The sequence below is a fragment of the Streptomyces sp. NPDC088706 genome (assembly GCF_044752765.1).
GTDB lineage: Bacteria > Actinomycetota > Actinomycetes > Streptomycetales > Streptomycetaceae > Streptomyces.
In genome coordinates this window covers 23653-47216 of record NZ_JBIVLW010000023.1, presented here as the reverse complement: position 1 = coordinate 47216, position 23564 = coordinate 23653, and the positions used below count along the sequence as shown (strand labels likewise).

At 71.5% G+C, this 23564-nt stretch carries 24 protein-coding genes; 17 read left to right on the top strand and 7 right to left on the bottom strand.

Annotated elements, in window-relative coordinates; translation table 11 throughout:
• The first annotated feature begins 81 nt into the window (after positions 1-81).
• The 8 genes from ACIQAK_RS30950 to ACIQAK_RS30915 are packed head-to-tail and all read left to right on the top strand — an operon-like array spanning position 82 to position 7518.
• A complete protein-coding gene (locus ACIQAK_RS30950) occupies positions 82-1407 on the top strand; it encodes an L-fuconate dehydratase (RefSeq protein ID WP_366392304.1) in 1326 nt (441 codons plus the stop codon).
• Entirely contained in the window at positions 1400-2314 is a 915-nt protein-coding gene (locus ACIQAK_RS30945; RefSeq protein WP_366392303.1) for an amidohydrolase family protein, read from the top strand. Before ACIQAK_RS30950 ends, ACIQAK_RS30945 begins: the two co-directional genes overlap by 8 nt.
• A complete protein-coding gene (locus ACIQAK_RS30940; RefSeq protein ID WP_366392302.1) occupies positions 2311-3351 on the top strand; it encodes an alcohol dehydrogenase catalytic domain-containing protein in 1041 nt (346 codons plus the stop codon). The genes ACIQAK_RS30945 and ACIQAK_RS30940 overlap by 4 nt, the downstream gene beginning before the upstream one ends.
• The gene (locus ACIQAK_RS30935) at positions 3348-4109 is read left to right on the top strand and encodes an SDR family oxidoreductase (RefSeq protein WP_366392301.1); all 762 of its coding nucleotides are present in this window, start codon (positions 3348-3350) and stop codon (positions 4107-4109) included. Before ACIQAK_RS30940 ends, ACIQAK_RS30935 begins: the two co-directional genes overlap by 4 nt.
• Positions 4106-4735 (top strand): bifunctional 4-hydroxy-2-oxoglutarate aldolase/2-dehydro-3-deoxy-phosphogluconate aldolase, encoded by a 630-nt coding sequence (locus tag ACIQAK_RS30930; RefSeq protein WP_366392300.1) that lies wholly within the window; start codon positions 4106-4108, stop codon positions 4733-4735. The genes ACIQAK_RS30935 and ACIQAK_RS30930 overlap by 4 nt, the downstream gene beginning before the upstream one ends.
• Entirely contained in the window at positions 4735-5781 is a 1047-nt protein-coding gene (locus ACIQAK_RS30925) for a sugar kinase (protein WP_401849509.1), read from the top strand. The genes ACIQAK_RS30930 and ACIQAK_RS30925 overlap by 1 nt, the downstream gene beginning before the upstream one ends.
• Before the next feature lie 37 nt (positions 5782-5818).
• Positions 5819-6826: an aldo/keto reductase gene (locus ACIQAK_RS30920; protein WP_366392298.1), complete on the top strand. Its 1008-nt coding sequence runs from the start codon at positions 5819-5821 to the stop codon at positions 6824-6826.
• Positions 6817-7518 (top strand): FadR/GntR family transcriptional regulator, encoded by a 702-nt coding sequence (locus ACIQAK_RS30915; RefSeq protein ID WP_366392297.1) that lies wholly within the window; start codon positions 6817-6819, stop codon positions 7516-7518. Before ACIQAK_RS30920 ends, ACIQAK_RS30915 begins: the two co-directional genes overlap by 10 nt.
• Before the next feature lie 5 nt (positions 7519-7523).
• Here ACIQAK_RS30915 and ACIQAK_RS30910 read toward each other — a convergent pair whose 3' ends face one another.
• Both ACIQAK_RS30910 and ACIQAK_RS30905 read right to left on the bottom strand, forming a co-directional pair.
• Positions 7524-8285 carry an IclR family transcriptional regulator C-terminal domain-containing protein gene (locus tag ACIQAK_RS30910; RefSeq protein ID WP_366392296.1) on the bottom strand — a complete coding sequence of 254 codons (762 nt, stop codon included), beginning with the start codon at positions 8283-8285 and terminating at the stop codon, positions 7524-7526.
• A gap of 76 nt (positions 8286-8361) precedes the next feature.
• Complete coding sequence (locus tag ACIQAK_RS30905; RefSeq protein WP_366392295.1) at positions 8362-9333, bottom strand: hypothetical protein; 972 nt, start codon at positions 9331-9333, stop codon at positions 8362-8364.
• Between the two features lie 181 nt (positions 9334-9514).
• Between ACIQAK_RS30905 and ACIQAK_RS30900 the strand changes: the two genes are divergently transcribed.
• Both ACIQAK_RS30900 and ACIQAK_RS30895 read left to right on the top strand, forming a co-directional pair.
• Positions 9515-10714 carry a cytochrome P450 gene (locus tag ACIQAK_RS30900; protein ID WP_366392294.1) on the top strand — a complete coding sequence of 400 codons (1200 nt, stop codon included), beginning with the start codon at positions 9515-9517 and terminating at the stop codon, positions 10712-10714.
• 110 nt (positions 10715-10824) lie between these two features.
• A complete protein-coding gene (locus tag ACIQAK_RS30895; RefSeq protein ID WP_366392293.1) occupies positions 10825-12171 on the top strand; it encodes an FAD-dependent oxidoreductase in 1347 nt (448 codons plus the stop codon).
• A 69-nt stretch (positions 12172-12240) separates the two neighbouring features.
• Here the strand turns inward: ACIQAK_RS30895 and ACIQAK_RS30890 are convergent, their stop codons facing one another.
• The gene (locus tag ACIQAK_RS30890) at positions 12241-13737 is read right to left on the bottom strand and encodes a glycoside hydrolase (protein WP_366392292.1); all 1497 of its coding nucleotides are present in this window, start codon (positions 13735-13737) and stop codon (positions 12241-12243) included.
• 595 nt (positions 13738-14332) lie between these two features.
• Here ACIQAK_RS30890 and ACIQAK_RS30885 point away from each other — a divergent pair.
• Together ACIQAK_RS30885 and ACIQAK_RS30880 are read left to right on the top strand one after the other, a co-directional pair.
• On the top strand, positions 14333-15559 hold the full coding sequence (locus tag ACIQAK_RS30885; protein ID WP_366392291.1) for a ferredoxin reductase family protein: 1227 nt from the start codon (positions 14333-14335) through the stop codon (positions 15557-15559).
• 37 nt (positions 15560-15596) lie between these two features.
• Complete coding sequence (locus tag ACIQAK_RS30880) at positions 15597-15797, top strand: hypothetical protein (protein WP_366392290.1); 201 nt, start codon at positions 15597-15599, stop codon at positions 15795-15797.
• A 24-nt stretch (positions 15798-15821) separates the two neighbouring features.
• Here ACIQAK_RS30880 and ACIQAK_RS30875 read toward each other — a convergent pair whose 3' ends face one another.
• The 3 genes from ACIQAK_RS30875 to ACIQAK_RS30865 all read right to left on the bottom strand — a co-directional run bounded on the left by ACIQAK_RS30875 (position 15822) and on the right by ACIQAK_RS30865 (position 18553).
• Positions 15822-16730, bottom strand: coding sequence for a hypothetical protein (locus ACIQAK_RS30875; protein WP_366392289.1), 909 nt, complete (start codon positions 16728-16730; stop codon positions 15822-15824).
• Between the two features lie 32 nt (positions 16731-16762).
• Entirely contained in the window at positions 16763-17437 is a 675-nt protein-coding gene (locus tag ACIQAK_RS30870) for a hypothetical protein (protein WP_366392288.1), read from the bottom strand.
• Positions 17438-17668: 231 nt separating this feature from the next.
• The gene (locus ACIQAK_RS30865; RefSeq protein ID WP_366392287.1) at positions 17669-18553 is read right to left on the bottom strand and encodes a hypothetical protein; all 885 of its coding nucleotides are present in this window, start codon (positions 18551-18553) and stop codon (positions 17669-17671) included.
• A gap of 690 nt (positions 18554-19243) precedes the next feature.
• Between ACIQAK_RS30865 and ACIQAK_RS30860 the strand changes: the two genes are divergently transcribed.
• Entirely contained in the window at positions 19244-19873 is a 630-nt protein-coding gene (locus tag ACIQAK_RS30860; RefSeq protein ID WP_366392286.1) for a response regulator transcription factor, read from the top strand.
• A 48-nt stretch (positions 19874-19921) separates the two neighbouring features.
• Here ACIQAK_RS30860 and ACIQAK_RS30855 read toward each other — a convergent pair whose 3' ends face one another.
• Positions 19922-20539: a Pvc16 family protein gene (locus ACIQAK_RS30855; protein ID WP_366392285.1), complete on the bottom strand. Its 618-nt coding sequence runs from the start codon at positions 20537-20539 to the stop codon at positions 19922-19924.
• Between the two features lie 150 nt (positions 20540-20689).
• Here ACIQAK_RS30855 and ACIQAK_RS30850 point away from each other — a divergent pair, with 150 nt between their 5' ends.
• The 4 genes from ACIQAK_RS30850 to ACIQAK_RS30835 are packed head-to-tail and all read left to right on the top strand — an operon-like array spanning position 20690 to position 23323.
• Positions 20690-22291: a phage tail sheath subtilisin-like domain-containing protein gene (locus ACIQAK_RS30850; RefSeq protein ID WP_366392284.1), complete on the top strand. Its 1602-nt coding sequence runs from the start codon at positions 20690-20692 to the stop codon at positions 22289-22291.
• A gap of 14 nt (positions 22292-22305) precedes the next feature.
• Positions 22306-22755 (top strand): phage tail protein, encoded by a 450-nt coding sequence (locus ACIQAK_RS30845; protein ID WP_366392283.1) that lies wholly within the window; start codon positions 22306-22308, stop codon positions 22753-22755.
• Positions 22752-23153, top strand: a complete 402-nt coding sequence (locus ACIQAK_RS30840) for a hypothetical protein (RefSeq protein ID WP_366392282.1) — start codon at positions 22752-22754, stop codon at positions 23151-23153. The genes ACIQAK_RS30845 and ACIQAK_RS30840 overlap by 4 nt, the downstream gene beginning before the upstream one ends.
• Complete coding sequence (locus tag ACIQAK_RS30835) at positions 23147-23323, top strand: DUF6760 family protein (protein ID WP_401371606.1); 177 nt, start codon at positions 23147-23149, stop codon at positions 23321-23323. Before ACIQAK_RS30840 ends, ACIQAK_RS30835 begins: the two co-directional genes overlap by 7 nt.
• The last annotated feature ends 241 nt before the right edge of the window (positions 23324-23564 follow it).

Sequence of the window (23564 nt, the reverse complement as noted above, 5' to 3'; positions counted from 1 at the left end):
CCCCCGCTCTCCCCGACAACGCCTCCGCGCCCGCCGGCAGGAGGGCCGCTTGCCACCTGCCCCTCTCCTGGAGTGACCACCATGCCCCCTGCCGTGCACACGTCCGCCCGCATCACCGGCCTCGACGTCCTCGACATCCGCTTCCCGACCTCCGAGCACCTGGACGGGTCGGACGCCATGAACCCCGAGCCCGACTACTCCGCCGCCTACGTCGTCCTGCGCACCGACGCGGGCGACGGGCTGGAGGGCCACGCGCTGGCCTTCACCACCGGGCGGGGCAACGACGTCCAGGCCGCTGCCATCGCCACGCTCGCCCCGCACGTGGTCGGCCTGTCCGTCGAGGACCTGTGCGCGGACCTGGGGGCGTTCGCCCGCTCCCTGACCCACGATCCCCAACTGCGGTGGCTGGGACCGGAGAAGGGTGCCATCCACATGGCGACCGGCGCCGTCGTCAACGCCGCCTGGGACCTCGCGGCCAAACGCGCCGGGAAACCCGTGTGGCGCTTTCTGTCCGACATGTCGCCCGAGGAGCTGGTCGCCCAGGTCGACTTCCGCTGGCTCAGCGACGCCCTGACCCCCGAGGAGGCCCTGACGATCCTGCGTCGCGCCGAACCAGGGCGCGAGGAGCGCATCGCACGCCTCCTGGAACGCGGGTACCCCGCCTACACCACCACCCCCGGCTGGCTCGGCTACTCCGACGAGAAGCTGGTCCGCCTGGCCCGTGAAGCCGTCGCCGAGGGTTTCACCCAGATCAAGCTGAAGGTGGGCGCGTCGCTGGAGGACGACGTACGGCGCCTGCGTACCGCCCGCGAGGCACTGGGGCCCGGCATCCGCATCGCCGTGGACGCCAACCAGAGGTGGGACGTCCAGCCCGCGATCGAGTGGATGCGCGCACTGGCCGCCTACGATCCGTACTGGATCGAGGAGCCCACCTCACCCGACGACATCCTCGGACACACCACCGTCCGCAAGGCACTGCACCCCATCAAGGTGGCCACCGGCGAGCACATCGCCAACCGGGTCGTCTTCAAGCAGCTCCTCCAGGCCGGCGCGGTGGACATCGTGCAGATCGACGCGGCCCGGGTCGGCGGGATCAACGAGAACATCGCGATCCTGCTGCTCGCCGCCCAGTTCGACATACCCGTCTGCCCCCATGCGGGCGGTGTCGGTCTGTGCGAGATGGTCCAGCACCTGTCGATGTTCGACTACGCCGCCGTGTCCGGCAGCGTCGAGGACCGTGTCATCGAGTACGTCGACCACCTGCACGAACACTTCGTCGACCCGGTGCGGGTCGCGCACGGTCACTACCTCGCGCCCGCGCTTCCCGGCCTCGGCGCCCAGATGCACCCCGAGTCGCTGAAGGAGTACGTCTACCCGGACGGCCCGGTGTGGAGCAGCCGTGGCTGACACCGCACCGCCCCTGCTGGTCGACGCCCACCACCACGTGTGGGACCTCGCCCGCCGCCCCCAGCCCTGGCTGGACCAATCCGCGCACGAACCGATCCGCCGCTCCTTCGGCACCGGCGAACTGCGCACCGCCGCGACCAGGGCGATCACCGGCCGGTATCTGGAGACCACGGTGGCCGTCCAGTGCCTGGCCTCGCTGCCCGAGACACGGGAGTTGCTCGCCCTGGCCCCCGATGCCCCCCTGATCGGCGCGGTCGTCGGCTGGGTGGACCTGTCCTCCCCCGCCGTCGGCGACACCCTCGACGAGCTGAGAGCCTCGCCCGGAGGCGGCTATCTGCGAGCCGTGCGCCACCTGGTACAGGACGAACCGGACCCCGGGTGGCTGCAACGCCTCGCGGTGGAAAGGGGATTGCGTGCGGTACGCGACCGCGGACTCGGTTACGACGTCCTGGTCCGCAGCCACCAGCTCGCTCAGGCCGTCCGCCTGGCGGAACGGATACCCGGCCTGCCGCTGGTCCTGGACCACGCGGGCAAGCCGCCCCTCACCGACGGGTCCCTGGCCGACTGGGAGAGGCGCATACGACAGCTGGCGGCCCACCCTCAGGTGCGGTGCAAGGTGTCCGGCCTGGTCACCGAGGCCGATCACGCGCGGTGGACCACCGCCGGCCTGCGGCCGGTGTGGGACGTCCTGCTCAGCGCGTTCGGGCCGGGGCGGCTGATGTTCGGCTCCGACTGGCCCGTCTGCGTCCTGGCGGGCGGCTGGAACCGCTGGGCGGCCGCCGTCGAGGAACTCCTGGCCGACTGCTCCCCGAGCGAGAGCGAAGCGGTTCTCACCCTGACCGCCACCGATTTCTACCGGCTCCCGCTCTCACCGGTCCCCACACCGAAAGGACCTGACGGACCATGACTCTCGCCGTCCGCTACACCGGCGCCCGAACTCTGGACACCGCCTCCCTCACGAGCCCGCCCCCCGGGCCCGGCGAGGTGGAACTCGCCCCCGCCTACGTCGGCGTCTGCGGCACCGATCTGCACATCTTCCACGGCGACATGGACGCCCGGGTCCACCCGCCCGCCGTCCTCGGACATGAGATGTCCGGTCGCGTCGTACGCGTCGGCCCGGACGTGGCGGGCTGGCGCCCCGGAGACGCGGTGACCGTGATGCCCCTGCGCTGGGACGCGACCTGCCCCGCCTGTCTCGACGGCCACCAGCACCTCTGCCACCGGCTCGACTTCATCGGCATCGACTCCCCCGGTGCCATGCGGCAACGCTGGATCGTGGACGCGTCGGTCCTCGTACGCCTCCCCGACTCCCTCCCCCTCGACCGGGCCGCGCTCGTGGAACCGACGGCGGTGGCCGTGCACGACGTCGGCCGGGCCGCCGTCCGGGAGGGCGAGCGGGTGACCGTGGTGGGAGGCGGCCCGGTCGGCATACTGATCGCGCTCGTCGCGCGGGACGCGGGCGCCGACGTCCGTGTCGTGGAGCCGAGCGTCCACCGGCGCCTGCTCATCGAGGAGCTGGGGTTCATCGCCTGGGACCCCGGGGCCGACGACGTACCCGGGCTGGTACGCCGGTGGACCGGCGGTGCCGGCGCGGACGTCGCCTTCGAGGTGTCCGGCGCGGCGGCGGGCGTGAGCACCGCCGTCGACGTCCTGGCCGTGCGCGGGCGCCTGTGTCTGGTGGCCATCCACGCCCGTGACCGCGAGGTCGATCTGCACCGCTTCTTCTGGCGCGAGCTCACCCTGGTCGGGGCCCGGCTGTACGACCGGTCCGACTTCGAGCGGGCGGTGCGCCTGGTGGCCCAGGGCGTCGTCCCGGCGGAGCGGCTGATCACCCGGGTGGTGCCGCTCGCCGAGGCGCCGGCCGCGTTCGAGGCGCTGGAGGCGGGCGGCGACGTGAAGGTCCTGCTGGACTGCACCGGCGGGACCGAGGGGGCCCTCGCATGAGCGCCTTCGACCTCACGGGCCGGCTCGCCGTCGTCACCGGCGCCCGGCGCGGTATCGGGCGGGCCATGGCCCGCGCGCTGGCCGGGGCCGGCGCGGACGTCATCGGCGTCAGCGCGAGCCTGGAGGACTCCGGCAGCGACGTGGAGGGGGACGTCGTCGCCGCCGGACGCTCCTTCGAGGCGATCCGCGCCGACTTCGCGGACCCGGAGGCCGTACGGGCGCTGGGCGCGGATCTCGCGGGGCGTGCGCGACCGGTGGACATCCTGGTCAACAACGCGGGCACCATCCGCCGCGCGCCGGCCGTCGAGCACGGCGACGCGGACTGGGATCTGGTCCTCCAGGTCAACCTCACCGCGCAGTTCGCCCTGACCCGGGCCGTCGGTGCGGCGATGGTGGCCCGGGGACAGGGGAAGATCATCTTCACGGCGTCGCTGCTCAGCTTCCAGGGCGGTATCACCGTGCCCGGCTACACCGCCGCCAAGCACGGTGTCACCGGTCTGACCAAGGCGCTGGCCAACGAGTGGGCTCCCCGCGGCGTCAACGTCAACGCCATCGCCCCGGGCTACATCGCCACCGACAACACCCGGGCCCTGCGGGAGGACCCGGTACGCACCCGCGCGATCCTGGACCGGATTCCGGCCGCGCGGTGGGGCGAGGCCGACGACCTGGCGGGCGCCACCGTGTTCCTGGCCTCGGACGCGGCCGCCTATGTGCACGGCGCGGTCCTTCCCGTCGACGGCGGATGGCTCGGCCGATGAGCACCGACGCGGCCGGCGTCCTGTCCCTCACCCGCATCCTGCCGGTGCTGACCGTGCCTTCCACCGGCATGGCGCTGCCGCTCGCCGAGGCGCTGGCCGCCGGCGGTGCGCGGTGCGCGGAGGTGACCTTCCGTACCCGGGCCGCCGAGGACGTGGTGAAGGCGATGGCCCGGCACGGCGGGATCGTCGTCGGCGCCGGCACGGTGGTCACCGCCGAGCAGGCGGAGCGAGCGGTGGCGGCCGGGGCGCGCTTCGTCGTCTCTCCCGGTTTCGACGCCGATGTCGTCGCGGTGTGCCGGCGCCTGGGCGTTCCCGTGGTGCCGGGCATCGCCACCGCGACGGAGCTGATGCGGGCGCTGCGGGCCGGTGCGCACACGGTCAAGCTGTTCCCCGCCGAACCGCTCGGCGGAGTACGGATGATCCGGGCGCTGGCGGCGCCGTTCCCGCAGGCCCGGTTCGTGCCCACCGGCTCCATCGGGCCGGTGCAGATGCCCGCCTACCTCGCTCATCCGGCGGTCGTCGCCGTCGGCGGCAGCTGGATGGCGACACCCGGTCACATGGAGCGCGGTGACTGGGCGGAGATCAGGCGGCTGACCGCCGAGGCCGTGCAGAGGAGCGCGGAGTGATCGCACAGGGAGCCGAGGTGGTGGCGCTGGGCGAGGTGATGCTGCGCTTCGACCCGGGCGAGGGCCGCATCCGCACCGCCCGTACGTTCCAGGTGTGGGAGGGCGGTGGCGAGTACAACGTGGTACGGGGGCTGCGCCGTTGCTTCGGTCTGCGCACCGGTGTGGTGACCGCCCTGGTGGACAACGCGGTGGGCCGGCTCGCGGAGGACCTCATCCTGCAGGGCGGTGTCGACACCTCGCTGATCCGCTGGGTGCCCGACGACGGGATCGGCCGCACCGCCCGCAACGGGCTCAACTTCGTCGAGCGCGGCTTCGGCGTCCGGGGAGCGCTGGGGGTGAGCGACCGTGCCAACACCGCGGTCTCGCGGCTGCGGCCGGGTGAGGTCGACTGGGACAGCGTCTTCTCGCCGGGTGTGCGCTGGTTCCACACCGGTGGCATCTTCGCCGGTCTGTCGGAGACGACGGCCGAGGTCGCCCAGGAGGCGATGACCGCCGCGCGGCGCCACGGCGTGAGGGTCTCCTACGATCCCAACTACCGTGCCAGCCTGTGGGCGGGCCGCGGGGGCCCGGGGCGGGCGCGTGAGCTCGATCTGCGGCTCGCTCCGCAGGCCGATGTGGTCGTGGGCGCCCTCGGTCTGGCGGGGAAGTACCCGGGCGCGGCGGCCGTCGGCGCGGACGGGGTGGCGGACGCGCTCCTGAAGGTGGCGGAGCGGGTGCCCGGCGTGGGGGTGCTGGCGACGACCCTCCGGGACGTGCCCTCGGCCGGCGTCAACGACTGGTCTTCGGCGGCGTGGTCGCCGCGGACGGGCTGCGTCGTCGGACCGGTGATGGACGGCGTGCACGTCCTCGACCGCATCGGCTCCGGCGACGGTTTCGCCGCCGGGTTCGTCTACGGCCTGCTGACCGGCGCCCCCCTGGAGCGCGCCCTGGCGTACGGCACGGCGCACGGCGCACTCACGATGACGACTCCCGGGGACGGGTCCATGGCCTCTCTCGCCGAAGTCGAACAGCTCATGTCCCGAGCCTCCGCCGATGTCAGACGCTGACCGGCGTACGGCCCACCCACACACCGAGGAACGGCCCATGCGACATCACAGGATCACGAACACCTCCGTCGAACTCACCGAGCTCGGCTTCGGAGCGTCCGCCCTCGGCAACCTCTACCGGCTCACCCCTGCCGATGAGGCGGCCGGAGCGGTCGATGCCGCCTGGGAGGCCGGAGTGCGGTACTTCGACACCGCGCCCCACTACGGCCTCGGTCTGTCCGAGCGCCGTCTGGGTGCCGCCCTGCGGTCCCGACCGCGGCAGGAGTACGTGGTCTCCTCGAAGGTCGGCCGTCTGCTGGTCCCCAACGAACGGCCGCGGGGGGTCGACAGCGAGGGCTTCGTCGTACGGGACGATCTGCGCCGGGAGTGGGACTTCAGCCGTGACGGCGTCCTGCGCTCCATCGAGGCCACCTTGGAGCGCACGGGATGGGACCGGCTGGACATCGTGTACCTGCACGACCCCGACGACCACTGGCGGCAGGCCGCCGAGGAGGCGATGCCCGCTCTGGCGGACCTGCGCGACCAGGGGGTGGTGGGAGCCATCGGCGCGGGGATGAACCAGTCGGCGATGCCGGCCCGGTTCCTGCGGGAGACAGCCGCCGATGTGGTCATGCTGGCCGGGCGTTACACCCTGCTGGACCAGTCGGCGCTGGACGACACCCTGCCCGCGGCCCTGGAGCACGACAAGAGCGTGGTGGCGGTCGGGGTGTTCAACTCGGGTCTGCTCTCCCGCGAGCGGCCCTCGCCCGGCATGAAGTACGACTACGAGAACGCCTCGGCCGGCCTCGTCGCCCGGGCCCGGGCGATCGCCGAGGTCTGCGAGCGGCACGGCACCACGCTGCCCGCGGCCGCCGTGGCGTTTCCCTTCACCCACCCTCGTATCATCAACGTCACGCTCGGCATGCGGAATCGGGACCAGGTCACGCGAAACGCGGGACTCCTCCGGCGGCAGGTGCCCGAAGCCCTCTGGGACGACCTGCGTGTGCAAGGGCTGATCAGGGCCGACGTGCCCACGACCTGGAGGGAGGGGTTCGCGTGTCCCTGACGGACAAGGCCATAACCCAGATCCGTGAGCTGATCCGGTCCGGCGCCCTGCCGCCGGGTTCCAAACTGCCTCCCGAGCAGAAGCTGGCGGCTCAGCTGGGGCTGTCCCGCAATCTGGCCCGGGAGGCCGTCAAGGCGCTGGCCACGGCCCGGGTGCTGGAGATCCGGCGGGGCGACGGCACGTATGTCACGAGCCTGCAGCCGAGCCTGCTGCTGGAGGGTCTCGGCGGTGCGGTGGAACTCCTGCAGGGCGACTCGGGGGCGCTCCAGGATCTGATGGAGGTACGGCGGTTGCTGGAACCGGCCGCCACCGCGGTGGCGGCGACCCGGATCACCGACGAGGAACTGACGGAGGTGAAGCGGCACCTCGATGCCATGCTGGCGGCCCGTGACGACATCGAGCAGCTCAACATCCACGACGCGGCGTTCCACCGTGCCATCGTGGCGGCCACCGGCAACGAGTCCCTGTTGAGTCTTCTGGAAGGCGTTTCGGGGCGCACGCTGCGCGCGCGCATCTGGCGGGGCCTGGTCGACACCCGGGCCGCCGACCGGACGGTCGCGGAACACGAGGCGATCTTCGACGCTCTGGTCCGCCGGGACGTTGCCCTCAGCGAGGCGGCCGCTCTGCTGCACGTCAGCAACACCGAACAGTGGCTGCGGGAGCACCTGCGGTCCGTCCAGGTCCTCCCGTGACGAGCTCAGCGTCCCTCGGTGAGCAGGGCCAGGCAGGCCGTGAGGGTTACCGAGCGAAGGTGTTTCGCCACAGCGGCGAGGTCCATGCTCCGGGCCCGGCCGGACACCGACAGGGCCATGACGGGCCGGCGGGACTCGTCCAGTACGGGCAGCGCCAGGCACACGACGCCCGGGATCAGTTCACCGAAGCTGGTGGACACGCCCTGCCTGCGGACCTCGGCCAGCAGGATGTCGATGTGGTCGCCGCGCGAGCCGGCTCCGGGCGAGGTGGCGGCGACCGGGTGGGCGGCGTCGAGCAGCGCGCGGCCCAGCGCTGTGCTGCGCGCCGGTACGCGCTCGGGCAGGTGCAGGTGAGCCCGCCGGCTGCCGCGTATCCGCTCGATCGGAATCACGTCCGGCCCTTGGAGCACCGCCAGGCTGACCGTCTGACGGGTGAGTTCGTACAGGTCGACCATGTACGGCAGGAGGGTCGCGCGTAATCGGTCCACGGGCAGCCCGAGAGATGCCCCGGCGAGATCGGACAGCGCGGCGCCCGGCCGGTAGGCGCCGTCCACGTAGTCGATCATCCGGCGCCTGACGAGCAGCGCCAGCAGCCGGTGCGTGGTGGTCCTGGCCAGACCGCTGGCGGTGACGAGATCGGTGAAGGTGGGCGGCGTTCCGGCGGCGGTCAGCCGGGCGAAGCTGTCCAGGAGGAGCAGTACCTTCTCCGCGGCTCCGGGGGCCCGCCCCTGCGCGGTTGCCGGACCCGCGTCGAAGGTGTGCGTCACGTGAGGGTGCTCCTGTCGGGCCGGATGGGGCAAACCAGCGATTTTACGGCTGTGCGGCCGGGCGGCGGTCCCACCACTAGGCCCACCGGACCTGCTCCTGGTGGCTGTGGTAGCGGTCGGTGATCCCGTACCAGTCGAAGTGCGCCACGATCCATGACTCCAGGCCGGCGACGTACCGGTCGAGGAGCGGATCCGCGGCGCGGCGCACCCCGGCGGCGAGTGCCATGAAGACGCGGACCGCCTCGTCGTGTATGTCGGCCGACCTCAGCAGCGCTTCCGCGTGGTCGTAGCCGTACTGCCGGCTCAGCACGTGCGGCAGGCTGCCCGCCAGATCGTCGTCGTGCGTCCGCTCCTTGCGGGAACCGAGCACGTCATTGGCGTAGTCGATGACGTCGGCCGCGGCTGTGTTGAGCGCGCGGACGGCCGGGTCCGCCCACACCTGCCCCGGCAGTTCGAACCCGCGGGCCACGTCCACGAAGGTGAAGACGACGTGGCAGATCCCGGTGTAGCGCCGCAGCTCCACGTACTCCTCGAACGTGGGCGTGTAACCGCCGAGGCCGTAGGTCAGCTGGCACAGCGCGGACATGAAGTACTCGGTCATACTGCTGCGCACCCGCGTCAGCTGTTCGGGACCGGCGTGCGCGGCGAGCCGGACGAAGAGGTCCCGCAGACTCGCACCGTACGGATCCGTCGAGACGGGAGCGGCGCCGGGGTCCTCCATCACGGCCCGCAGCCGCAGCACGAGACGGGCGGTGGGCACTCCCTGTTCAGCGGGGCTCGGACAGTCGGCGTACCGGTCGTCGAAGGCTGTCAGCCACGCGGTCAACTGCGCAGCGATGATGCTCGGTTCGAGCAGGCCGTCGGCGTGCGCGGCACCTGTCAGCCAGCCGATCCTGATACCGGAAAGCCGCTCCTTCTCCGCCGGCGTCCGGATCAGTCCGAAGCGCTCCATCCACGCCACGACCTCCTGCTCGACCCTGTCCGCGAGGGGGCGGGCCGGCCGGGGGAACGGGCAGTACAGGTCGGGTACGAGCAGGGGCTCGGGCATGGTGTGCGCTCCGGGACGTGACGGTGTCGGGCGGCCGAGTCTGCGGAGTTGATCCGACGGCGGGAAGCGGCTGTTCCACCGGGTGGAACGCTCCCTTGTCCCGCACTCCGTCCGTCCCCACACTGCTTGTTCCGCAGGAGCAACGGGCCCTCTGCGATGTGACCCCGAAGAGGCCTGCGCCATGTCCCTCAACGACGGATGCCCCGTCTTCCCCTCCCCCCAGGACCCCTCCCTCGACCACGACATCAGCGGATGTGTGCGGCTGGCCGCGGGTCCGGTGGCCACGGCGGTCATGGCCGACGGCACCCCGGTCCGGCTCGCGCTCAGCCATGAGGCCGTCCGGCAGGTACTGATCGATCCGCGGTTCAGCCGGGCGGAGGCGTCCCGCCCGGGAGCACCGTCCGTGGTCCCCTTCCACGGGCAGAGCGGTCTGCTGCACGCCATGGACCCGCCGGAGCACACCGCTCTGCGGGCGCACATCGGCCGGGCCTTCACCTCGCGGACCGTCGAGCGGCTGCGACCGGAGATCGAGGGACTCGTGGCGGAGCTGCTCGACGCGATGGAGGCCGCCGGGCCACCCGCCGATGTGGTCGCCCATCTGACGGCGCCGCTCCCGGTCAAGGTGCTGTGCCGGCTGCTCGGCGTCCCCTACGAGGACCACGAGGCCTTCCGCGGGTGGATCGAGACGATCCTGCCCGCCTCCGCGTCTGCCGCCGGGCAGGCGGCCGCGGCCGCCGAGCAGCTCACCACGTACCTCGAAGGCCTGATCGAGGCCAAGCGGCGCACCCCCGGCGACGACCTGATCAGCACTCTGCTGGCCCCGGGGCCCGACGGCCCGCCGCTGGACGACGCCACGGTGCTGGCGAATCTGACGCCCGTGCTGGTGGCCGGACACGACACCACCCACAACCAGCTCTCCAACTCGCTCGTCGCGCTGTTCACCCACCGCGAGCAGTGGGACCTTCTGGTGCGGCGCCCGGAGCTGGTACCCCGGGCCGTCGACGAACTCCTCCGCCACCAGCTCCTCAGCCGCGTCGGCATGCTGATGCGCGTCACCACGGCGCGGGTGGACCTGGCCGGGGTCACCTTGCCGCCGGGAACGGCGGTGAACGCCCTCAACTACGTCGCCAACCGCGACCCGGCCGTCTTTCCCGACCCCGACCGCCTCGACGTGCGGCGCCGGGGCACCGCGAAGCACCTGGCGTTCGGCGCCGGGCCGCACTACTGCCCCGGCGGGCAGCTCGCCCGGCTGGAACTCTCCGTCGCCCTGCAGGCACTGGTCCGGCGCTTCCCCGGCCTGCGCCCGGCCGTACCGGTGGCGGAACTGCCCTGGAAGGACGGCATCATGCGCGGCCCGTGGCACCTGCCGGTCTCCTGGTGAGGCGCGCAGGCGCAGGACGCACGAGCGGGAGGACCCGCGGCGGCCGGGCGGAGCGGGCGCGCGAGGGAGGACGTCCGCCGGGAGCCTCGCCCGGACCGTGGGGCCACGCCGTGGTGATCGGCGCCGGCTTCACCGGACTGCTCGCCGCCCGCGTGCTCGCCGGACGTTTCGACCGGGTGACCGTGCTGGAGCGGGACGAACTCCCCTCCGGCGCCGCACACCGCAGCGGTCTGCCCCAGGCGCGGCACCCGCACGGGATGCTGGCGCGCGGCGCCGAGATCGTGGAAGCCCTCTTCCCCGGGGTCCGCGCGGAGCTCGCCGCCCAGGGCGCCCCGGTGTTCGACTTCGGGGCCGGTTTCGCGACCCGCCTGCCCCACGGCTGGGCTCCCCGGTGCCCGGTCGGCATCGAGGTGCAGTCATTCGGCCTGGTCCACCTGGAGGCGGTGCTGCGGGTCCGGGTCCGGGCGCTGCCGGGGGTAGGGCTGCGGGACGGATTCGTCGTGGACGGGCTGCACCTGAGCGCCGACCGGCGCCGGGCGGTCGGCGTCACGGGCCATCGCCGGGCGGACCTGGGCCACACGCCGGTGAGGATCGCGGCGGATCTGGTCGTCGACGCGTCCGGCCGCAGGTCACGGCTGCCCGGCTGGCTCACCGCGGCCGGTCTGCCCTCGCCCCGGCGTTCGGAGGTGCCCTCCCCGCTGGTCTACAGCTCACGCCTGTACGAGGTGACAGGTGATCAGGTTCCCGACTGGTCGGTGTCCTTCGAGATGACCCTGCCGCCCTCGGTGCGCCGCGGGGGAGCCGCGGTCACGGTGGACGGCACGCACCGGCTGGTCAGCCTCGTCGCTCCGGGACACGAGCTTCCGCCACCGCGCGACGACGAGGCGCTGCGGCGGTTCGCCGCGAGCCTGCGCAGCCCGCACTTCGCCGAGGTGATGGAGCGGGGCCGACCGGTGTCGCCGGTCCACCGCTGCGTGGTGGGCGGCAATCGCTGGCTCCGCTACGACCGCCTCCGGCCGCGCCCGGGCCGGCTGCTGGTGCTGGGCGACGCGTTCTGCGCGTTCAACCCGGTGTACGGGCAGGGACTCACCGTGGCGGCACTGCAGGCCCGCCTCCTGGCCCGCCTGCTCACGACCGCTCACGGCCCGGGCCCGCTCGCACACCGCTTCCAGCGCCGTGCCGCCCGGATCGTGCTCGTGCCCTGGCTGACGGCCACGGCCGCCGACGCCGGCTGGTCGGCCGAGCCCGCGGGCCGCCCGGCGCGGATGGCGCGGGCCGTCCTCGACGTGGTCCTGCGGCGCCTGCCGGACGAGCCCGGGTTGTACGCCCGCTTCGCGCGGGTGCAGAACATGGTCGCCTCTCCCGGTGTCCTGCTGCGTCCGCTCCTGGTCCGTCCGGGTCGCCGGAGCGGACGCGCCTTCCGCGCCGGACCCGTCGGCCCTCCTCGGGAAGGGTGATCCCGCATCCGGGCGACGGCTCGCTTCAGCTCGCTGACGGCTCCGCCGTCGCCCGGGTGCGGGGGCGCGTCACACGACGACGCCCTCGATCTCCACCGTCTGCAGGCACTTCGCGTTGACGGGGATGGTCACCGATTTGCCGTTCAGGGTCGTGGACCGCTGGGTGTAGGCGTCGCCGGCTCCCGTGTTCCACCGCAACACCACCCCGTCCGGGCGCCCGGCCACCGCCGAGAAGCGGGAGAGGTCGAAAGTGACGTTCTTGAGCGTGCTGCCGTTGTTGGCGGCCACGATGACCAGCTTGTGGTTCGTCTCGTCCAGGGCCGCCACGGTCAGCGGGTCATCGGTCTTGATGATCTTCATGCCGGGTCGGATGTGCCGGCTGAACTGAGCCATCAGGTAGTACTTGTTCCGGACGGAACCGGCCACTGCCGGAGTGTCCGGAGTGACGCCGTAGCCTGTCCCCGGCGTGTAGTCGATCATCCCCCAGCTGGGGTTGTTGTCCATGACCTGCCAGTACACCCAGGCGGTCTGATGGAGTTCCTGGAAGTCGGCCAGGATGGTGAGGGCCAGCGACAGGCCGCCTCCGTCCCCGTTGCCCGTCTCCGAGTTCCACAGGCCCTTGCCGGACTCGGTGACGGCCTTGGTGTACAACTGCGCCCGGGGGGCCTGGCCGCCCTCGTAGCCGTGGACGTTCACCCGGTCCACCAGGCTGCGGGTGAGGGCGTCGTACGCGTTCCACGTGGCGACGGCGGCCGTCATGCTGGTCTCGTCCGCTGCCGCGATCTTGGTCGCGGTAAGGCCCCGCTTGTCCAGTTCGCCGCGCAGATAGGGCAGGATCTGCTTCTGCACGCCGTGGCTCATGAAGCAGCCCTCTTGCTTGTTCTGCGCGTACCAGTACTCGGCGGAGGGCTCGTTGAAGGGCTCCACGGACACGAAGTCCACGCCCCAGTTCTCCTTGGCGCGCAGCGCGACAGCGGCCAGATAGGAGGCGTAGGGGCGGTAGTTCCAGGACTGGATGTTGTCCTGGTGGACGCCGGCGGCTCCCGAGGGGTTGTGGTTCTTGCACATCCACCACATGGGGGACTTCGCGAACAGCTCACTGATCGCGCCTCGTTGCGTCGCCTTGAGCAGCATGGCCCGCTGGTTGGCGTCGGCGTTCCAGTTCCAGGCCGAGGACGTGGGGTCCTCGCTCGTCCAGTCCTGCCAGAAGCCTTCGATCCGCTTCCACGGCTGGATGGAGCCGGAGACGACCATCCTGTCGCCGCTCGCCGTCTGGTTCCAGCTGCTCGCACCCGCGTTGTAGCGGGCGATGTTGAGGCCCAGGCCGGGGAGCGACTTGCCGTCATACGTCACCCACTTCGTGGTGAAGAAGATGTCGGCGAGGTCGTCACGGTCACCGAGGGCCCGGGCCCACCAGGACAGCGAGGTGCCCCAGCCCTCCCAGATACCCCAGTTCACCGAGGGGTCCACGGCGACCGTCGAGGCCGCACGTGCCGTACCGGTGGCGAAGGTGCTGGCAAGGACACCTGCTCCAGCTCCTGCCAACAGTGTTCTTCGTCGGATCATCCCGCTACTCCGCTCACTTCATCGCCCGTCCCGTCCGGGCTGGTGAGAAGCTTCTGCCGCGGTTTCCGCGTTGTCCACACTCTGTTGCGAAGCGGTGCGCGAGACCGGCGCATCGCTCACTCGCGGCGAGCGGTGCCCCGGGAGCGGCGCCACCGGCGTCCCGGGGGACCGGTGGGCCTTAACGACCGGTCAGCCCCTCCTCAAGAGGGCCTTAAGGATCACGCGGAACCCTGCCACCCGGTGTGAAAGGCCTGCCGCGGCATCTAGTTTGTGGAACGTGACGATCGATGGCCCCCCTGTCGGCAGCAGCCGGCACTCCCGGGGCAGACGGAGACGACGCTCCGTCCCGGACGGTCCGCCCATTGCCCCTCCTCGCCGGCCCGCGGCGAACCACGACGCGGCGCGCCCTCCCGCTCCGGGCGCCCCGTGGGGAACGCCGCAGCGTCCGGGCCCGCCGGCGCAGCCTGCCGGGGCCGCCTCCGTGCGCCCGCTCCCCCAAGTGCCTCCGGCCGGGCCGGTGCGGCTCACAGCCGGCGTGCTGCGAGCCGCTCTCCTCACCGGAGCGGCACTCGTGACGTTGATGTGGGGAGTTCAGGTGAGGCCCTCCGCCCGGCTCGACGCGCTGTTCGCGACCGGTGCGCACCTCACCGGGCTCCTCGCCGGGTACGGCGTCCTCGTCATGCTGCTGCTGATGGCCCGGGTGCCCGCCGTCGAACACGGTGTCGGAGCCGACCGGATCGCCCGCTGGCACGCGCTGGGCGGGCGCTACCTGCTCTCCCTGTGCCTGGGCCACTGTGTCCTCGCCCTGTGCGGATACGCCGCCCACTCCGGCACCGATCTGCTCTCCGCCGCCCGGGGCCTGCTCGGCCACCCGGCGATCGCCGCGGCCGCCGTCGGCACCGGGCTGCTCATCACGGTGGGCGTGGCCTCGGCCCGTGCGGTACGCCGTCGGGTGCGGCACGAGACATGGCGCGCCGTCCACCTGCTCGCCTACCTCGGTGCCGCCCTGGGCTTCGTCCATCAGATGGCCGGCCCGGACGTGGCGGAGAGCATGATCACCCGGTGGCTGTGGGCCATGCTGCACGCGACGGTCGCCGTGCTGCTGCTGTGGTACCGGGGCGTCGTGCCCGTACGCCAGATGCTGCGCCACAGTCTGCGCGTCCTCGAAGTGCGGCCCGAGGGGCCCGGGGTGGTGTCCGTGGTGATGCAGGGCATCGGCCTGGACCGGCTGCACGCCGAACCGGGCCAGTTCCTCCGCTGGCGGTTCCTGCAACGCAGGCTGTGGCGCACCGCCCTGCCGTTCTCGCTGTCCGCCCCCGTGCGGGACGACATCCTACGGATCACGGTCAAAGCGGCCGGTGACCACACCCGCCGCATCCGCCGGCTCAGGGCCGGCACCCGCGTTCTGGCCACCGGCCCCTTCGGCGCCCTGACCGCGCACAGGCGCACCCGCCGCAAGGTACTGCTGCTCGCCGGCGGCGTCGGGATCACGCCGATGCGGGCCCTGTTCGAGACCCTGCCCGGCGGGGCCGGTGACATCACACTCCTCTACCGGGCCAACAACGCCGCCCAGTTGCTCTTCCGGGGCGAACTGGAGGCCATAGCCGCCGCCCGGCAGGCAGGGCTGCACTATCTGCTGGGTCCCTCCGGGGCCGCCTACGATCCGCTCTCCCCGCAGGCGTTGCGCGCCCTGCTGCCCGACCTGGCCGAACACGACGTCTTCCTGTGCGGACCCCCGGGTATGGCGGACACGGCGACGGCCGCCCTGATCAGGGCGGGTGTCCCGCCCGAGCACATCCACGACGAGTACTTCACCTTCTGACTCCCCCGCCGCCCGGCCCCCGACCGGAGGACCAGCCATGGCTCGACACCGCCGACCGACCCCACCCACCACCGCGCCCACCGCCCGCGCCCGGGGACAGCTCGCCGCGTGCCTGCTCGGGGTGAGCGCGCTCGCCGCGACATGGCTGGCCGTGGCCGTCGAACCGGACGCCCCACCCGCCCCCGACCGCGTGCCGTACATCGGAACCGCGGATGCCGCCCAGCGGCCGGCAAAGTGAGAACGGCCGCCGACGGCGCCTCCGTCAGCCCCTTCTCGTTTCGAGGTACCGCTCGTAGAACTTCCCGTCGCCACCGAGCACTTCGGGGCTGCCGTCCTGCCTGCAGCCGATGTCGATCCGGCCCTCCCAGGCATGACCGTGACCGAAGAAGTTCTCCTCGGTCCATCGGAAATGTACGGACACGTAGGTCCGCCCCGCCGCCTGCTCGGCGTTGAGGAACACATTCCCCGCCCCCTTGAGGCCGGTCGAGGCGCGTGCCTTGGCACCGTGCGCCTGCTCGACGGGATCGATCTTGAAGTCCTTCATGTGGACGTCGTTACCCATCGCGCGCACGGCCTCGGCCCGACGGGCTCGTCTTTCGATGCTGTCCTGATAGGCGCGGTAGGCCTCGATCTGCTGCTCATGCTCCTGAATCTCGTTCTGCAAGGACTCAAGGACGTCCGCCCGGGCCCCCTCTTCCAGCATTCTGCGGAAGTTCAGCTGCTTGTTCTCAAGACGGAGCTTCTCCGCCGGCAGGTCGATCTTCCGCATCTCGGCAGCGTTCTTCCTGTCCTCCTTGTTGAGGGCGACCAGCTCGGCGGAGGGGTCGAGCAGCACGGCGCGGTACGACACCCGCCACGGCAGCACCATGAAGATGCTGTGGGACTTGTTGACGTCCACGACGTCGCCTGGGTGACGGTGGTGGAACCGGCGCACGATCGGCTGGAAGCGGCTGTGGGTGTAGAACACTCCGTCGAGGTGCTGAGGACCGAGGTTCTGGAGCACCTTCGCCGCTCCGAGCTCCTCGGGGACGGCGCTGATGGTGGGGTGCGTCTCGCTGGTCAGCTGAACCTTGGTGTTGAAGTCCTTGACGATCGAGTAGGCGGTGCTGGCAACCGAACTGGCCACAACGCCGAGCGGCCCCGTGGCGCTGACCACGCTGGGAATTGACATCTGTCTCCTTGGGTTCTTGGGGTGGCGTCGTGTCAGTCGTCTTCGGGCGGCATGCCGAGGTCCGCCTCGACGTGGACCCCATGGGTCGCGAGGAGCTCGAGGTGGCCGTCCGTGAGGTCGCCGGGCGCTTCGGTGTCGCTCGCATAGATCTCCAGAGCCGCGACCAGGGACCGCAGCGTTTCGGGATCGGTCGGCGGTTCCTGCGGGGCGGTGCCCTCTTCCGGCTGCCCGGCATACTCGTTCGCGTACGGGGCGTCCTGGGCGGGCCACTCCTGCGCGGGCCATTCCTGGGCGGTCCCGTAGTCCTGGGCGGTCCCGTAGTCCTGGGCGGTCCCGTAGTCCTGCGCGGGCCATTCCTGGGCGGTCCCGTAGTCCTGCGCGGACCACTCCTGGGCGGGCTGGGCCGCGTACGTCGCGTCGGCTCCGTATGCCTGGTCCGCGCCGTACGCCTGGGCGCCGGCGATCTGGTAGGCGTACCACTCGACGAACTGCTGGACCACGAGCTGCTGGTAGTCCGTACGTGACACGCCTTCGGGCAGTTGGTGCAGGTCGGCGCGTTCGTAGGTGAACTGAGCGAAGTACTCGGCGAAGTGGCCGAGTTCCGAGAAGGGGAGGACCTCGCTGAAGTCCACCCAGTGCGCCCTCTCCTCCGATTGGTTCTCCCACTGTTCCAGGAGGGCGGCGTAGAGCAGTTCCAGGTCGGTCACGGTCGACTCCTCGGAAGGTGGCGGGCGCGGGAGCGAGAACGGTTTCAGCACCGTCCTGGTCATCGGAGCAGCCGGCCGGACATGGGGCGACGGCTCCGTCCGTTTCCGTCACTCTGCTGGAGCCATGGGTGGGTCGCCAGGGTCGCCGGGCACCCTGACGGGCCGTTGCGAGTGCCTGTACGGGCCGCCATCAGGCCCTCCGTGCCGTATCCGTCCGTGGGAAGCCTCCTCTCAGCCATCCCAGCGCGACCGGGCGGAGAAGCCCGTCCGGACGCCGTAGGCCAGCAGCGCGGCGGCAACGGCGTCGTGTTCCTCCTGCGGCAATCCGAAGACGTGGGCGGTGGCCGTCCGTCGCAGAACGCCTTTCGTCGGCCCGCGCTGGAGTGAGGCGGTGCGGACACCCGCTTCCGCAGTGCCCGCCAGGCCGGAGATCGCCCCGAAGCCGGAGTTTCCCTGGCCGAGGACGAGGAGCTCGTGACCCCTCAGCCACAGCAGGGCGATCCGCTGGCCGGTCCGCAGGGAGGCGAGCAGGATCTGGTTCTGTTCGTCGACCAGTTCCCAGTCGACCGCCTCGATCGTCCGTTCCGCCTGCTGGAGCGCGCGCTCGGCGCGCCGCTCGCGACGTCGGGCCGCGGCTCCGGGCGACCGGTCACGGACGTCGGCCCCCCCGCGCGGCGCGGCTACGGCCGGGGGGCTCCGCCGCTCGACCACGTGGGGGACGTGGTGGACGGCCCGGTGGAGCGTCGGGGACTCGTAGGAATCCGGCGGTATCGCGTCCTCCTCGGGGGTGAAGGGCACGGCGCCCACCGCTCTCAGCTCCCCGACCAGGGAGGCGATCATCTCGTGCAGTGCCGCGGCCGCCGCTTCGCGGTCGGCCGGATCCGGCGCGTGGTGCGGGGCAGGCCCGACGTAACGCAGGACGAGGCCGGCCAAGGGCGGCCCGTACCGCTGGAAGACGCCCCTGGCCGCCTCCGAGGGCACCGCCCCGGTCTCCTCCGCGAGAGCTGCTCGCAGGCCTCCCTCCAGGGTGAACCGGTCTTTCTCCACCGCCAGTTCGATCGTGTGGTTGAGGGCACGGAGAGCCCCCGCGTGCGCGGGGTCGGGTGCGGTCGGCACGATCCGGCCACCTCCTCGTCGATACGGCGGAACCTTTCCGGCGCGGTTCACATCTTCCGGCCCGTTCCCGCCGCCGGGGGACATGACCGAGCGGGTCTACCCGCTGGGGAGGACGACACCGTCCTCGCGGCTGCCCTTTCGTGCCCGCCGAGGAGCGGGCCGGGGGCCCGTACCGGTCTGCCGGGGCGGGCGTCCACGCGGGAACACGCGGGAGCGGCGGCGCGCGGTGACGCCGGGGCGACCACCGCTTCGGAACATGCCCACCGCTGCGTTCCCCGCCCGACCGCGGCGGCCGTCGCGTACGTTCCGTCAGGGCCCGGACCGGACGCGACCGCGGGCAGTGAGCCGGTGTCACCTGCACACCGAGCAGACCTCAGCAGGTCAGACGCGCCCATGTGAAACGATCACCCGTGATGAGCACTTGGACGGGGCGCCCGGGGTTCTCCCCGCGGCCGTTCCGCCCTGCGGCGAGCACCAGCGGCGCGGCTACTCTCCGGCATCCTTAAGCCCACCTCAAGCACCGATGTTTACACCCTTAAGAACACCGGTTCGGTCCAGGAAGTAGCCGACCGCGTCCATGGTTTCGATGTGGTCCGGGAAGGAGGCTGTTCGGGCAAAGCCGTTCACGGCCTTCGGTTCCGTGCCCGGTTCCGTCGGACGGACCGGACCCATGTGTATGAGGGGCAGCCCATGTCAGGCGATCGCATATTCGTCCACGTCAAGACGTCCGATCCCATCTCGGAAGCGGGCATCGTGGCGGCGTTGAAGACCCGGGCGGAGATCTGGATCGCCGACGGCGGCCAGACGACTCCGGAGACGGTGGCGCTGATCGTCGCCGACGAGGTGAACGAGGAAGCCCTTCAACTGCTCCGGGCGGTCCGGAGCAGGAGCATGCAGCAGGCCGTCGTCGTGGTCTCCGAACTGGACGACGCCGGACTGATGCTGGCCGTCGAAGCCGGCGTCGCCGGGCTGGTACGGCGCCGTGAGGCCACGGCGGACCGTCTGGTCCAGGTGATCTCCTCGGTGCACCGCGGCGCCGGCGTCGTGCCCCCGGACCTGCTCGGCCGGCTGCTCAGGCAGGTGTCGCAGGTGCAGCAGCAGGTTCTGACGCCCCGCGGGCTGAGATTCAACGGCCTGACCGACCGGGAGGGCGAAGTCCTCAGGCTCGTCGCCGACGGACTCGACACCCGGGAGATCGCTTCACAGTTGTCGTACTCGGAGCGGACCGTGAAGAACGTCCTGCACGACGTGACGCACCGGTTCCACCTGCGCAACCGGTCGCACGCGGTGGCCTACGCCCTCCGCGAGGGTTTCATCTGATGAGTGAGCACGGTGCGGCTGCCACCGTGTCCGGTGCCTTCGACGGCCTCACTCCTCGACGCGGCGGCGCGGCCGGGGCACGGAAGGGCGTCGGGAAGCGGGCCCCGACGCGCCGTCGGTCCTGCCCGCCCGCAGCTCCACCTGGTCCGGGGCGGGTGGCAGGGCCGAGTCGGCGGGTGGCCGGAGCGGGGCCATCACCACAAGGTTGAGCACCGGTGAGGACGGCGGCGCGACTGCTGCCCACGGGCAGGGCTCCGGCGCCGCGGGAGCGACGGCCAGGGACAGCGCGCCGGAGCCGAAGGGGGCGAAGGACGGGTGCACGACGTCGTCCGGGAAACAGGGTGTGGCCGCGCCGGCCAGCATGACCTCGCCGAGGAGGCCCTGGCCCTCCAGCCAGCCCGCGGTGTGCGCGGTGAGCCGGTAGGAGTACTGGAGGATGCGCAGGGGTTGCAGCCGCGCGCTGACGGCCGAGCCGGCCGCCTCGCGCACGTACATCTGGCCGCTGCGGCTGCGCTCCTCCTCCCGGATGTCGTACAGGAAGGCGTGGAGCAGGCTGTTCCCATCGGCGGGGGCAAGGTCCGGGCAGAAGGCGTCGAAGGCGAGCTCGGCGGTGGGAACGCAGCGGCGCAGCCAGGTTTCGAGCGAGAGGGTCACCGCATCCATCATCACTCCATCGTGGCGGCGGGCGCCGTGCCGGGCCACGGCCGGACGGATTCCCTTTGGGGCACATGGAGATGTCCGAGTGAGTGTCTGATCGCTCCCCCGGCCGTGTCCGGCGGATGAAACCGTGAGACAACGCACAGGAAAGAGGGACGTGTGCCGAACTATCTGACCCCAGGTGTCTTCGTGGAGGAGACGTCCTCGGGCATCAAACCCATCCAAGGCGTCGGAACCGCCACGGCCGCATTCATCGGCTTCACCGCGAGGGGTCCTCTCGACGAAGCCGTGCTGGTGACCAGTTGGACCCAGTACACGAATGTGTTCGGTGAGTTCGCGGCCGACGCGTATCTTCCCCAGGCCGTCTACGGCTACTTCCTCAACGGTGGCGGCAACGCGTACATCGTGAGCCTGGGTCCGGGCACGGACACCGGCTCGGGTACAGGTGCCGACACCGGGCGGGCGCCGACGGCCGAGCTCGCGGACACGGTGCGCGGGGAGCTGGCCGGGCCGGGTGGCGGACGTCCGGCACTGGCCGTGGCCCTGACGCCGGCGGCGGCCGCGGACGCCGCCGGGCAGATCACGGTGGAGGTCGACGACGCGTCGGACGGCGGGGACGAGGAGTCCTTCAAGCTGGTCGTGCGACGCGACGGCAAGGTCGTCGAGGAGCATGACAACGTGTCCGCCAAGCGCGGGGCGGCCTTCGTCGGCACCGCGCTCAAGAAGTCCGCCGTCATCACGCTCGAAGAGGTCAAGGGCGTGGCTCCGGTCCGTCCCGTCAAGGGGGCCAAGGTCGCGCTCGCCCCGGCCCGGCCGAGCGGGGTCCCGGCCGTCGTGCGCGAGAGCCCTACCGAGCTGGGCGCCGATGTCTACATCGGGGACACGGCTGCCCGCACGGGTCTGTCCGGGCTGGAGGCGCTCGAGGACATCACCATGGTCGCGGTGCCCGACCTGATGTCGGCGTACCAGCGGGGTGCCATCGACGCGGAGGGCGTCAAGGCCGTACAGCTGGCGCTCATCGCCCACTGCGAGGCGATGGGGGACCGGGTCGCCATCCTGGACCCGCTGCCGGGCCTCAACGCGCAGCAGATGCGCGACTGGCGCCAGGACCACTCCGGCTTCGACTCCAAGTACGCGAGCCTCTACTGGCCGTGGGTGAAGGTCATGAACCCGCTGGAGAAGCGGGCCGAGTTCATTCCCCCGAGCGGTCATGTCGCGGGCGTCTGGGCGCGCAGCGACGACGAGCGCGGGGTGCACAAGGCGCCGGCCAACGAGGTGATGCGCGGCGTCCTCTCCCCGGCTCTGGCCGTGACCAAGGGCGAGCAGAGCATCCTCAACCCGATCGGTGTCAACTGTCTGCGCAACTTCCCCGGCCAGGGGGTGCGCATCTGGGGGGCGCGGACGCTCTCCAGTGACCCGGAGTGGCGCTACCTCAATGTGCGGCGGTTGTTCAACTACGTCGAGAAGTCCATCCTGGAGGGAACGAACTGGGTCGTCTTCGAACCCAACGACCGTTATCTCTGGGAGGGCGTCAGCCGCACCGTGACCGCGTTCCTGACGCGTGTCTGGCGCAGCGGAGCCCTGTTCGGCCGGAGCCCCGCGGAGGCATTCTTCGTCCGTTGCGACGAGGAGAACAACCCGCCGGAGAACCGAGACGCCGGCATCCTCACCATCGACATCGGCATCGCGCCGGTCAAGCCCGCCGAATTCGTAGTGTTCCGGCTCTCGCAGTACGCGCCCGGAACTGAGACCGCCGAGTAAGGAGACCAACCGAGATGAACAATCAGCAGGGCGACCCCCAGGCCATTTCCGCCGCGCGCTTCGTGGTGAGCTTCGACGGGGCGGCGCCGACGTACTTCTCCGAACTGAGCGGCATCACCAGCGAGGTGGAGGCGACGGAGTACATCGCCGCCAACGCGCGGACCGGCGCCATCGTCCACACCAAGCAGTTCGGCAAGACCAAGCCGCCCACGGTCACCCTCAAGCGCGGTGTCGACGGAACGGGCTTCCTCATGGCCTGGCACGCGGCGGTCCGCGAGGGCAAGCCCGGCGCCCGGATGACCGGAACGCTGGAGCTCCAGAACGCGGCCGGCCTGCCGCAGACCAGGTACCGGCTGCTCGGCGCCTGGCCGAGCAAGGTGGAGGTCGGCAATCTCAAGGCGGGCGCCTCCGAGATCGTCATGGAGAACGTGACGTTCACCTGCGAAGAGATCCTTCCGATATGAGCCGGGCCGAGGAGGTGACCGGGCAGACCATGCGGACGGAGTACCCCTTCGTCCTGCCGCGTGGCTACGTCGACACGCAGGGGCGGGTGCACCGCGAGGGACTCATGCGGCTGGCGACCGCCCGGGACGAGATCACCCCCCAGGCCGACCCCAAGGTGCAGCAGAATCCGGCCTATCTGACGGTGCTGCTGCTGAGCCGGACCGTCACCCGGCTCGGCGGTGTGACGGACGTGAGCACCGACACCGTCGAGAACCTCTTCGCCTCCGACCTCGCCTTCCTCCAGGACCTCTACCGGAGGATCAATCAGGAGGGGCGCACCGAGGCCGAGGTCAGCTGCCCCTCCTGCGAGCACCCCTTCCTCGTCGATGTGGCGGGTGAGGCGGCGGGGGAATCCTGACGTATGCGGCCGACCGACTCTGGGAGGAGGTCGTCTACGTCGCCTACTACCTCCACTGGTCCGCCGACTCGGTCCTCGACCTGGAGCACCCGGCCCGCGGGCGGGTGATCGAGGAGATCGGTCGGATCAACAAGCGCCTGTCCGCATCCGAAGACGGCTCGGACGCCTGAGAGGCGTGCTGAAACCGTTCCCACCCGAAAGGAGGCGGCCCGTGCAGTGGCCGTGGAATTCCGCACGTGTCCGGTTCCGCCGGCGTACGGCCGGTGCGGCTGTGTCCGCACCCGTTCCGCCATCCGCGGACGGTGCGCAGTGGCAGCGGCTGCCCGTGCTGCGCCTCACGGTCCGGGCCACGCCCTGGACCGTGGCCGCGCTGGGGCGGGCCTCCGTCGCCAGGGCGGGCACACGATCGCT

What these genes read in the sequence shown, in the direction of transcription:
- ACIQAK_RS30845 (WP_366392283.1), top strand. Translation starts at nt 22,306, where the DNA reads ATGAACAATCAGCAGGGCGACCCCCAGGCCATTTCCGCCGCGCGCTTC.
- ACIQAK_RS30905 (WP_366392295.1), bottom strand. Translation starts at nt 9,333, where the DNA reads ATGCCCGAGCCCCTGCTCGTACCCGACCTGTACTGCCCGTTCCCCCGG.
- ACIQAK_RS30840 (WP_366392282.1), top strand. Translation starts at nt 22,752, where the DNA reads ATGAGCCGGGCCGAGGAGGTGACCGGGCAGACCATGCGGACGGAGTAC.
- ACIQAK_RS30950 (WP_366392304.1), top strand. Translation starts at nt 82, where the DNA reads ATGCCCCCTGCCGTGCACACGTCCGCCCGCATCACCGGCCTCGACGTC.
- ACIQAK_RS30880 (WP_366392290.1), top strand. Translation starts at nt 15,597, where the DNA reads ATGGCTCGACACCGCCGACCGACCCCACCCACCACCGCGCCCACCGCC.
- ACIQAK_RS30890 (WP_366392292.1), bottom strand. Translation starts at nt 13,737, where the DNA reads ATGATCCGACGAAGAACACTGTTGGCAGGAGCTGGAGCAGGTGTCCTT.
- ACIQAK_RS30930 (WP_366392300.1), top strand. Translation starts at nt 4,106, where the DNA reads ATGAGCACCGACGCGGCCGGCGTCCTGTCCCTCACCCGCATCCTGCCG.
- ACIQAK_RS30920 (WP_366392298.1), top strand. Translation starts at nt 5,819, where the DNA reads ATGCGACATCACAGGATCACGAACACCTCCGTCGAACTCACCGAGCTC.
- ACIQAK_RS30900 (WP_366392294.1), top strand. Translation starts at nt 9,515, where the DNA reads ATGTCCCTCAACGACGGATGCCCCGTCTTCCCCTCCCCCCAGGACCCC.
- ACIQAK_RS30940 (WP_366392302.1), top strand. Translation starts at nt 2,311, where the DNA reads ATGACTCTCGCCGTCCGCTACACCGGCGCCCGAACTCTGGACACCGCC.
- ACIQAK_RS30935 (WP_366392301.1), top strand. Translation starts at nt 3,348, where the DNA reads ATGAGCGCCTTCGACCTCACGGGCCGGCTCGCCGTCGTCACCGGCGCC.
- ACIQAK_RS30855 (WP_366392285.1), bottom strand. Translation starts at nt 20,539, where the DNA reads ATGATGGATGCGGTGACCCTCTCGCTCGAAACCTGGCTGCGCCGCTGC.
- ACIQAK_RS30875 (WP_366392289.1), bottom strand. Translation starts at nt 16,730, where the DNA reads ATGTCAATTCCCAGCGTGGTCAGCGCCACGGGGCCGCTCGGCGTTGTG.
- ACIQAK_RS30860 (WP_366392286.1), top strand. Translation starts at nt 19,244, where the DNA reads ATGTCAGGCGATCGCATATTCGTCCACGTCAAGACGTCCGATCCCATC.